This is a genomic window from Mesorhizobium sp. M1227 (assembly GCF_040318315.1).
GTDB lineage: Bacteria > Pseudomonadota > Alphaproteobacteria > Rhizobiales > Rhizobiaceae > Mesorhizobium.
The window spans coordinates 458,450-468,771 of the sequence record NZ_JAMYLZ010000001.1 but is presented as its reverse complement, the minus strand read 5'-3'; the positions used below and the strand labels follow the sequence as shown (position 1 = coordinate 468,771).

Here is a 10,322-nt window from a genome sequence, read left to right as displayed (position 1 = left end):
GCAGGGAGAGCCGTGGCAGCGAAGCCGCCAATCTCCCCCCTAGAGGGGGAGATGTCCGGCAGGACAGAGGGGGGCGCCGTAGAACGCAAGGTCCGGAGAACAGCGGAGGCAGAAATGCCTGATCCCTCTTTCCTCAACTGGCCCTTCTTCGAGGACCGCCATCGCGAACTTGCGGAGCAACTTGACGCCTGGTGCGCGAAGAACCTGCCGGTCGACCACCACGATGTCGACGCGGCCTGCCGCGAGCTGGTGGCGAGGCTTGGCAAAGACGGCTGGCTGAAGCCAACGGCGTTCGATGTGGACAATCCGGGACCGCTCGACGTGCGCACCCTGTGCCTCACGCGCGAAACGCTGGCCCGGCATGACGGGCTGGCCGATTTCGCCTTCGCCATGCAAGGGCTCGGCACCGGCGCACTCAGCCTGTTCGGCACGCCCGACCAGCAGCACTGGCTGGCTAAGACACGGGCCGGCAAGGCGATTTCGGCTTTCGCGCTGTCGGAGCCGCGCTCGGGCTCGGACGTCGCCAATATGGAAATGACGGCCTTGCGTGACCGCGACAGCTATCTCTTGTCCGGCGAAAAGACCTGGATCTCCAACGGCGGTATCGCTGACTTTTATGCTGTCTTTGCCCGCACCGGCGAAGCGCCGGGCGCCAAGGGGCTTTCCGCCTTTGTCGTGCCTTCCGAAACCGAGGGGCTGATCGTTGCCGAGCGGCTGGAGGTGATCGCGCCGCACCCGCTCGCCCGGCTGTCCTTCGACAATGCACGCATTCCAGCCTCGGCGCTGATCGGCAAACCCGGTGACGGTTTTCGCATCGCCATGTCCGTGCTCGACGTGTTCCGTTCGACCGTCGGCGCAGCGGCGCTCGGCTTTGCCCGGCGCGCGCTGGACGAAAGCATCACAAGAGTGGCCGAGCGCAGGCTGTTCGGTGCGCCGATGGCCGAGCTGCAGATGGTGCAGGGCCACATCGCCGACATGGCGCTGGATGTCGATGCCGCCGCGTTGCTGGTCTATCGTGCCGCCTGGACCAAGGACATGGGCGCGGCTCGGGTTACCCGCGAAGCCGCCATGGCCAAGCTGTTCGCTACCGACAAAGCGCAGGAGGTGATCGACAGGGCTGTGCAGCTGCATGGCGGCGACGGCGTCCGCAAGGGCCATATCGTCGAAAGCCTGTATCGCGAGATCCGGGCGCTGCGCATCTACGAGGGAGCGTCCGATGTGCAGAAGGTGGTGATTGCACGGCAAGTGATGGGAGCGGCCTGAGACGGGAGTTTGCGTGAAATTATTGTCTTCGAGTTTTGAGCGACCGGATTTGAGCATTGGGAGGTTTTGACATGCACACCATCCTGCAGCCGGAAGGCTGGGCGAAACCCGTCGGCTACGCCAATGGCGTCGCCGCGCGTGGGCAGCTTGTCTTCGTCGGCGGGCAGGTCGGCTGGAACGGACAGGGCCGCTTCGAGACCGATGATCTTGTCGGCCAGGTGCGGCAGACGCTGGCCAATATTGTTGCTGTGCTCGCCGAGGCCGACGCCAAGCCGCAACATATCACCTCGATGACCTGGTACTTTACCGACAAGGCGGAATATTTGGCCAATCTCAAGGGGATCGGCGAGGTCTATCGCGAGGTGATCGGCCGGCATTTTCCGGCGATGGCCGCCATGCAGGTGATGGCGCTGGTCGAGGATCGCGCCAAGGTTGAGATCCAGGCCACAGCGGTTATTCCGGAGTGACGGCAACACGCTGCAATTTTTTAAGCTTAAAACTTTCGCCTTGAAAAGCGCGGTACTTTGGATAGCATTCGATGTCTTGCGACTGCCGTGCCGGGAGGGCTTTCCGGCAGTCCCGTCACTTGACGCATCAAAACCGTGCGGGGCCAAACCCGTCCGATCACAACCAGAGGGAACGAAAATGAACTTCACCCGTCGCAACCTGCTGCTTCTTGCTGCTGCCATCGGCATCGCCGGCGGCCCGGCCTACGCCGAAGGCACGCTGAATGTCGGCGCCTATCCGACCAATCCGCCTTTTGAATACAAGAACGAGAGCGGCACGTTCGAGGGTTTCGAAGTCGACATCATCAATGAGGCGGCAAAGCGTATCGGCATGACCACTGATATCGCCGATCTCGGTTTCCAGGCGCTGTTCGCCGCCACCACCTCGAAGCGCATCGACGTCGCCATCTCGTCGATCACCATCACGCCGGAGCGGCTGAAGTCTCAGTCGTTCACGCAGCCCTACTATGATTCCGACATGGGCATCGCCGCGAAGGCCGACAGCCCGATCAAGGCCGAGGCCGACCTCAAGGGCAAGATCGTCGGCGTGCTGTCCGGCTCGACCGGCGAAGGCTGGGTCAAGGCCCACCAGGAAGCGGACGGGTTCAGTGACGTCAAGGGCTACGACACGCAGCAGAACTTGCTGCTCGATCTCAGCTCCGGCCGCGTCGATGCGGCGGTCAGCGATATTCCGGGCCTGGAATATTCTTTCACCAGGATGAAGGATCTCGCCGTAAAAGAGCGCATCAAGACCGGCGAGCAGTACGGTCTGATGATGACCAAGGACCACCCGCTGCTCGGCAAGCTGAACGACGCGCTGACCGCGATGAAGAAGGACGGCACGCTGGCCGCGATCCACAAGAAGTGGTTCGGCAGCGACGCACCTGCCGATTCCTCGACCGTCAAGGAAACTCCTTTGCCGAAGGCCTGAGCGGCAGTTCACGCTTAAATGTCGTGCCGGCTTTCGATGCCGGCACGATTTCGGATTTCGGGCTCGGGCTCGAGCGTCGCGGGACGCCAAACGTTTCGGAAATGCTGCGATGTCGCTGCTGGACACCTTCTTCAACGCCGACGTCATGGTCTCCAGCCTGCCGGCGCTGTTGCGCGGCTTCCTGAACACCCTGCTGCTCGGAATCATGAGCATCGGCATCGGTATTCCCGTCGGCCTCGCGATCAGCCTGGTGCGGCTCTATGCGCCAAAGCCGCTTCGGCTGCTGGCTGTCGGCTACATTGACATTTTCCGGGCGATGCCGGTGCTGGTCGTGCTGATCCTGATCTACTATGCGCTGCCGTTCCTCGGCATTCGCCTGTCATCGTGGACGTCCGCGGTGATGGCCTTCGCCATCATCATGGCGGCCTATTCGGCCGAGGTGTTCCGCTCCGGTATAGAGAGCATTCCGCGCGGCCAGTTCGAGGCGGCGCAGGCGCTCGGCCTGCCGTTCTTGCTGACCTTGCGCAAGGTAGTGCTGCCGCAGGCGATCCGCGTCGTCATTCCGCCAATGACCAGCAATTGCGTTTCGATGTTCAAGGATACTTCGCTCGCTTCCACCGTGGCGCTGCCCGAACTGCTGAAAGAAGCGACCAACGCGCAATCGCTCTATGCCAATCCTTCACCGCTGATCGGCGCGGCGCTGGTCTATCTCATCTTTCTCTGGCCGATGGTCCGTTTCGTCAGCCTCCTTGAACGCCGCTTTCAAACCGAAAAGACCCGCTAATCTGTCAGCGCACTTCGCAGGAGACGACCTTGAACCAGCATCAGATTTCGAAAACCGGCGATGCCGCAGCTTTCCCAGTCGAGACGATCCGCGCCATGTTTCCCGCCTTGCAGCAAGCCGGGGACTTCGTCTTCATGGACAATGCAGCCGGCGCGCAGATCCCGCAAAGCGTGCTCGATGCGGTCACCAACCATTTGGTCGCGCATAATGTGCAGCGCGGCGGCCGCTATGGCCGCAGCGTCACCGTCGACCAAGCCGTCGCCGGCGCTCGCGAAAGCGTGGCCTTGCTGATCAACGCCACCAACCCGGCGGAGATCTGTTTCGGCATGAACGCCACTTCGTTCATCCGCCTGGTCAGCCTCGGCATCGGCCAGATGCTTTCCGAGCGCCCAAACGGGGAGCGTGACGAGATCGTCATCACCGACATGGATCACGACGCCAATATCGCGACGTGGCTGGCGCTGGCGCCCGCCGGCGCCAAGTTCAAATGGTGGCGGATGCGCGACGACGGCAATCTGCATGTCGACGATTTGCGCCCGCTGGTCTCAGAGCGCACCCGGCTCGTCGCCTGCACGGTCACGGCGCATTCGATCGGCTCGATTGTCGACGTTGCTTCCGTGGCTGCGATTGCGCATGCGGCAGGCGCCGAAGTGTTCCTCGACTGCGTGCATTACGGGCCGCACGGGCTGATTGATGTGCAGGCCTGGGATTGCGATTATCTGGTCTGCTCCGGCTACAAGAATTTCTCGCCGCATATGGGCTTCCTGTGGGGCCGCTTCGAAACACTGAAGCGCTTGCCGACCTTCCGCGAGGATTTCATCCCCGACGAGCCGCCCCACAAAATCGAAGCCGGCACGTTCATCTACGAGAACGTCTCCGGCATGGATGCCGCGGTGCGCTACCTCGAATCGATCGGCCGCAATTTCTTGTCCGAGAATAACCGGTCGCGCCGCGACAACATCGTCGCCGGCATGAATGCAATCCGCGACTACGAACAGGTGCTGGCGCGCGAAATGCTGGCGGTGCTCAAGGATTGCGGCGCGACGATCTACGGCGTGGCCGAAGAGGCACGCCTCAGCGAGCGCGTGCCGACCTTCTGCTTCAATGTCGGCACGCTATCGCCGCAGAGGATCGTCGAGGAAATGGCCGAGATGCAGATCGGCATTCGCGACGGCCACATGTATGCGCCGCGTCTGATAAAGCGGCTCAACCTCGGCATGGACAGCGGCGCCGTGCGCGCCTCGCTGGTGCATTACAATACGATCGAGGAAGTCCGGCGCTTCGGCGAGGCGCTGCGCACCATCATCGCCCGGCTGTCCTGATCGGAGTGGGCGGCGGCGCCGGCGCGATCCTCGTGAAGCGCAAAGGCGGTCGCACCCGGGTTCTCCAAGCCGGGGCGCAATTGCATGCTTGGGATCAAGTAATCGCCGCCATTCTGCTGCCGATAACGAATGGGCCGGATTGTCTCGAGCGTTCGCATCCTTTCGCGCAGTCGCTCCGCGACAGGCTCGAAATCCGCCTCCCCGAAACGGTCCACCCTGTAAACCACGAACGGCGGAAGCACGTCGTAGCCCGGATAGTATAGAATCCCGTGATTGATCGGGAACAGCAGGTCGTCGATCGGGCCGTTGACGCCGCGGGCGGAGTAATGCTCTTCCCAGCCGCCTGCGGTCACGATCAGCATTGCGCGCTTGCCGGCGAGCGTTCCCTCACCAAAGCGGTCACCCCACCGCTTGTCGCTGTGCTCGCCAACGCCATAGGCGAAGCCGTAGGCGTACACGCGATCGACCCAGCCCTTGAGGATCGCCGGCATGGCGTACCACCACAGCGGGAACTGGAGGATCAGGGTGTCGGCCCATAGCAGCTTGTCGATCTCGGCTTTGACGTCATCGGTCAGAGTGTTGGTCGCAAAAGCCTTTTTGGAGGCGCCGGCCGGCAGGAAGCGTGCTTCGGGCGGCCACGACGGAAAGTCGGCACGGTCCACCTCGGCTTTCCAGCCGTCGGCATAGAGGTCCGACACCCGCACCTCGTGGCCTTGGGCCTCGAGTTCCCTGATGGCGACGTCGCGCAGCGCGCCGTTGAGCGAACGCGGTTCAGGATGAGCAAAAACAAGCAGGACTTTCATGGGTCTACTCCGAAGAAGGACGATAGACACCAAAGGTAGCCAGCCGCGGAATGATCCGCTATATGTAGGAAATGTATAAGATAATGCCGAATAATGGATAGATCGGACGTCACTCTCGAGCGCATGCGCACCTTCGTTCGCGTCGCCGAGCGCGGCAGCCTCTCGGCGGTGGCGCGCGAGCTCGGAGTTGGGCAGTCGACGGTCACACGGCATTTGCGAGAACTCGAGGAGGCCGTCGGAGTGCCCTTGCTCAGCAGGACCACCCGGCGTGTGACGATGACTGATGAAGGCAGCCGTTACTATACCGACAGCGTCCAGGTCCTGCGCCTCGTTGAGCAGGCCGGCGATGAGGCGCGGGGCACGCGCGGCGCGTCGGCCGGCACGATCCGGATATCCTGCACGGCGGCGCTCGGGGTCTTGCACGTCAGCCGGCTGATCTTCGCCTTTCAGGACCGCTATCCCGATATCGGCATCGATCTTAGCCTCACCGACGAGCGCATCGATCTTGTGCGGGAGGGCGTCGACATTGCGCTTCGCCTGGGTCCGCTCACCGACAGCTCAATGAAACTGCGGGCGCTCGGGCAATCCCGGCGTCTGCTGGTGGCGGCGCCGGCCTATCTGGCGGCGCGGGGCAGACCGGCTGTCCCGCAGGATCTGCCTGGCCATGAAGGCATCCGGATGTCGAACATCGCGGGAAGCGACACGCTCACCTTGCAGGGGCCGGGCGGCGAGACCTTTGCGGTGCCCTTTGGCGGCAGATTTCTGGTCGACCATGGGCTTGCTGCGCGCGAAGCCCTTGTCGCCGGACGCGGCATCGCACCCGCCCACCACTGGCTTGTCGACGATCTTCTGGCGGCCGACCGGCTGGAAGTGGTCCTGCCGGGCTATTTTCCGCCTCCCGTCCCGCTGAGCATGCTGATCGTTCCGGAGCGTGCGGGCATTGCCCGGGTGCGGCTGCTGGTCGACTTTCTCGCCGAGCATATCTCCGGCATTCCGGGGATCGAGAAGCGGTAGCCGGCCGGCAAACCTCGCCGGATCAGGCGGCCCTCTTCTTCGCCAACCGTGCCTTGATGCTGGCAACGTCGGCACGCGGCGTCGCCGCGAACAGCGTCCTGGTGTAGCTGTGCTTGGGGTCGGCGAAGACCTCGTCGCGCGAGCCGTATTCGACCGCTTCGCCGAAGTACATTACCATCACGTCGTCGGCGATGTAGCGCACCACCGACAGGTCGTGACTGATGAAAACATAGGTTAGCTGAAACTCGTCCTGCAGGTCGGCGAGCAGGTTCAGCACCTGCGCCTGCACCGAAAGATCAAGTGCCGAGACCGGCTCGTCCAGCACCAGAAGGCTGGGGTTGAGCATCAGCGCGCGGGCGATGGCGATCCGCTGGCGCTGGCCGCCCGAAAACATATGCGGGTAGCGATTAAAGTGCTCGGGGCCGAGACCGACCTTCTTTAGCATCTTCATGGCAAGATCGCGCCGCTCGTCGGCCGTGCTGTCGGTGTTGATGAGCAGCGGCTCGCCAAGCACGTCGCCGATCTTCTGGCGTGGATTGAGCGAACCATAAGGGTTCTGGAAGACGATCTGGACCTTGCGGCGCATTTCCTTCGACAGGCCATTCCTGCCGATGTCTACCTTCTTGCCGTCGATGAAAAGCTCGCCGGAGGTCGCCGGGTCGATCAGGGTGATGATGCGGGCGAGTGTTGACTTGCCGCAGCCGCTCTCGCCGACGATGGCCAGCGTCTTGCCCTTGTCGACGCTGAACGAAACACCCTTGACCGCATGAACCGTACGGGAGGGGCGGAAAAGCCCGCCACCGACATGATAGTCGCGCACGATGTTCTTGCCTTCGACTACCGTCACGCTCATGAGGCGGTTCCTCCTGCGGACCGGGCTGCGACTACAGATGGGGCCGGCTCGAACAGCATGTCGGAAACAGTAGGCAACCGGTCGCCGACGGCATTTTCCGGCAGCGCCGACAGGAGCGCGCGCGTGTAGTTGCTCTTGGGGGACTCGAACAGCGACAGCACGTCGGCCTCTTCCATCTTGCGGCCCTTGTACTGGACGATGACACGGTCGGCGGTCTCGGCAACCACCCCCATATTGTGGGTGATCATGATCAGGCCCATGCCATATTTGGCCTGCAGGCCGACCAGCAGATCGAGGATCTGCTTCTGGATGGTGACGTCGAGCGCCGTGGTTGGCTCGTCGGCGATCAAAAGCTTGGGATTGCAGGCGATGGCGATGGCGATCATGACGCGCTGACACTGACCACCCGACATCTGGTGCGGGAAGGAGCCCAGCCGATCCTCGGGGTCGGCGATGCCGACCAACTTCATCAATTCGATGGCACGCGCCCGGCGCTGGGCGCGGTCCATGCCCATATGGAAGCGCAGCACCTCCTCGATCTGGAAGCCGACGGTGAAGCACGGGTTGAGGCTGGCGACCGGCTCCTGGAAGATCATCGAAATGTCCTTGCCGACGATCTTGCGCCGCTCGGATGGGCCGAGCTTGAGCAGGTCGATGCCGTCGAAGGCCATGCGGTCGGCCCTCACCGTCGCGGTGTTGGGCAAAAGCCCCATCACCGCCAGCATCGCCACCGACTTGCCCGAACCGGATTCGCCGACGATCGCCAGCACCTCGCGCGGTTCGACCGACAGGTCGATGCCTTGTACCGCCATGAATGGTCCAGCGGCGGTGTCGAAGGAAACGGTCAGGTTCTTGATCTCGAGAAGAGGCATTGGATTATGACCTCTTCAGCTTGGGATCGAAGGCATCGCGCAAGCCGTCGCCGATCAGATTGATGGCAAGCACAGTGATCAGGATGGCAAGTCCGGGGAAGGTCACCACCCAAGGCGCGCGCAGGATGAACTCGCGCGCCGAGGCGAGCATCGTGCCCCATTCCGGCGTCGGCGGCTGCGCACCGACACCGAGGAAGCCGAGCGCCGCAGCTTCGAGAATAGCGTTGGAGAAGGACAATGTCGCCTGCACGATCAGCGGTGCCAGGCAGTTCGGCAGGATCGTCCTCACCATCAAGCGAAGATGACCGGCACCAGCCACCTTGGCGGAGATGACATATTCGCGGTTCTTTTCGGCCATCACGGCGGCGCGGGTGAGGCGCGCGAAATGCGGCTGCAGCACCAGCGCGATCGCCAGCATGGCATTGAACAGGCCCGGGCCGAGGATCGCCACCAGCACCAGCGCCAGAAGCAGCGACGGGAAGGCCAGGATGATATCCATGATGCGCATGATCAGAGTGTCGACCCAGCCGCGGAAATAGCCGGCGAGCACGCCAAGCACGATGCCGCTGGTGAGCGAGAAGACAACGACCACCAGACCGATGAACAGCGAGAAACGCGCCCCGAAGATCAACCGTGAAAGCATGTCGCGGCCGACCGCGTCGGTGCCGAGCAGGAACATCGATTTGCCGCCTTCCTGCCAGGCAGGGGGTGCCAGCAGCGCATCGCGAAACTGCTCGTCGGGCGAATGTGGGGCGACGAACGGCGCAAAGATCGCCACCAGCACCAGCGCCGAAAACACGACAAGGCCGATGACCGCGCCGGTGTTCATCGAGAAGTAGTGCCAGAACTCGGCGAAAGCCCGTTGCCTGCCGCCTGTCGGGATGGAGGCGGCGGTAGCTTCGGCGGCGGATTCGTCGGTCATCTCACTGCACCCGGATGCGCGGATTGATGACGGCGTAGAGCACGTCGACGATCAGGTTCACCGCCATGACGATCAGCGCGATGATCAGCAATCCGCTCTGGACGACGACATAGTCGCGCTTGCCGATGGCATCGATCATCCATTTGCCGATGCCCGGCCAGGAAAAAATGGTCTCGGTCAGAATGGCGCCCGCCATCAAGGTGCCGACCTGCAGTCCAATGGTGGTGACTACCGGGATCAGCGCGTTGCGAAAAGCGTGCAGACCGATGACGCGGCGAGGCGCCAGGCCCTTGGCGCGCGCGGTGCGGACATAGTCCTCGCCCAGCACCTCGAGCATAGCCGAGCGCGTCTGGCGCGCTATGACGGCAAGCGGGATCGTCGCCAGCACGATCGACGGCAGGATCAAATGGCTGACGGCAGATTTGAAAGCGCCGCTCCTGCCGGAGATCAGGCTGTCGATGAGCATGAACCCGGTCGTCGGCCTGAAGAAATACTGCAGGCCGATGCGGCCGGAAACCGGCGTCCAGCCGAGATAGCCGGAGAAGAAGATAATGAGCAGCAACCCCCACCAGAAGATCGGCATCGAATAGCCGGTCAGCGCGACACCCATCGTAGCCTGGTCGAACCACGAGCCGCGCTTGACCGCGGCGAAGATACCGGCAGGAATGCCGAGCAGGACGGCGATGATCAACGCCACTGTCGCCAGTTCCAGCGTGGCTGGAAACAGCGCCTGGAATTCGCCGAGCACTGGCCGCTTGGTGGCAATAGATATGCCGAAATCGCCGGTCAGGACCCTGCCGATATATTCCAGGTATTGGATGACATAGGGCCGGTTGTAGCCAAACTGCTCGATGAGCTGGGCGTAGCGCTCGGGGCTGACGCCGCGCTCGCCCGCCAGGGCCAGGATAGGATCGCCGGGCAGAAGCCGGACGAAAGCAAACGCCGCCAGCGATATGCCGAACACGGTCGGGATGATCAAAGCGAGCTTGTGGAGGAGATAACGGAGCATCTTGCTTCATAGAACGGCGGCGCGGGAAGTCCAGCGCCGCCGT

At 62.9% G+C, this 10,322-nt stretch carries 11 protein-coding genes; 6 read left to right on the top strand and 5 right to left on the bottom strand.

Annotated features, from left to right (window positions below):
• Nucleotides 1-114 precede the first annotated feature (114 nt).
• The 5 genes from NKH28_RS02160 (at nt 115) to NKH28_RS02140 (ending at nt 4,806) form a co-directional block, all read left to right on the top strand.
• Complete coding sequence (locus tag NKH28_RS02160; protein ID WP_352540472.1) at nt 115-1,263, top strand: acyl-CoA dehydrogenase family protein; 1,149 nt, start codon at nt 115-117, stop codon at nt 1,261-1,263.
• Nucleotides 1,264-1,334: 71 nt separating this feature from the next.
• Entirely contained in the window at nt 1,335-1,730 is a 396-nt protein-coding gene (locus NKH28_RS02155; RefSeq protein WP_352540471.1) for a RidA family protein, read from the top strand.
• Between the two features lie 178 nt (nt 1,731-1,908).
• A complete protein-coding gene (locus NKH28_RS02150) occupies nt 1,909-2,700 on the top strand; it encodes an ABC transporter substrate-binding protein (protein WP_352977650.1) in 792 nt (263 codons plus the stop codon).
• A gap of 109 nt (nt 2,701-2,809) precedes the next feature.
• Nucleotides 2,810-3,484, top strand: coding sequence for an amino acid ABC transporter permease (locus NKH28_RS02145; protein WP_352540469.1), 675 nt, complete (start codon nt 2,810-2,812; stop codon nt 3,482-3,484).
• A gap of 29 nt (nt 3,485-3,513) precedes the next feature.
• On the top strand, nt 3,514-4,806 hold the full coding sequence (locus NKH28_RS02140; protein ID WP_352977648.1) for a cysteine desulfurase-like protein: 1,293 nt from the start codon (nt 3,514-3,516) through the stop codon (nt 4,804-4,806).
• Here the strand turns inward: NKH28_RS02140 and NKH28_RS02135 are convergent.
• A complete protein-coding gene (locus tag NKH28_RS02135) occupies nt 4,737-5,609 on the bottom strand; it encodes an NAD(P)H-dependent oxidoreductase (RefSeq protein ID WP_352540503.1) in 873 nt (290 codons plus the stop codon). The genes NKH28_RS02140 and NKH28_RS02135 overlap by 70 nt on opposite strands.
• Nucleotides 5,610-5,702: 93 nt before the next feature.
• Here NKH28_RS02135 and NKH28_RS02130 point away from each other — a divergent pair, with 93 nt between their 5' ends.
• Nucleotides 5,703-6,623, top strand: coding sequence for a LysR family transcriptional regulator (locus NKH28_RS02130; protein ID WP_352977646.1), 921 nt, complete (start codon nt 5,703-5,705; stop codon nt 6,621-6,623).
• 22 nt (nt 6,624-6,645) lie between these two features.
• Here the strand turns inward: NKH28_RS02130 and NKH28_RS02125 are convergent, their stop codons facing one another.
• Genes NKH28_RS02125 through NKH28_RS02110 form a run of 4 tightly spaced genes read right to left on the bottom strand, consistent with a single transcriptional unit; the run spans nt 6,646 to nt 10,279 of the window.
• Nucleotides 6,646-7,476: a dipeptide ABC transporter ATP-binding protein gene (locus NKH28_RS02125; protein ID WP_352540466.1), complete on the bottom strand. Its 831-nt coding sequence runs from the start codon at nt 7,474-7,476 to the stop codon at nt 6,646-6,648.
• Nucleotides 7,473-8,348: an ABC transporter ATP-binding protein gene (locus NKH28_RS02120; RefSeq protein WP_352540465.1), complete on the bottom strand. Its 876-nt coding sequence runs from the start codon at nt 8,346-8,348 to the stop codon at nt 7,473-7,475. The genes NKH28_RS02125 and NKH28_RS02120 overlap by 4 nt, the downstream gene beginning before the upstream one ends.
• A 4-nt stretch (nt 8,349-8,352) precedes the next feature.
• Complete coding sequence (locus NKH28_RS02115) at nt 8,353-9,270, bottom strand: ABC transporter permease subunit (protein ID WP_023676823.1); 918 nt, start codon at nt 9,268-9,270, stop codon at nt 8,353-8,355.
• Nucleotide 9,271: 1 nt separating this feature from the next.
• Nucleotides 9,272-10,279 (bottom strand): ABC transporter permease subunit, encoded by a 1,008-nt coding sequence (locus NKH28_RS02110; RefSeq protein ID WP_023676822.1) that lies wholly within the window; start codon nt 10,277-10,279, stop codon nt 9,272-9,274.
• Nucleotides 10,280-10,322 lie beyond the last annotated feature (43 nt).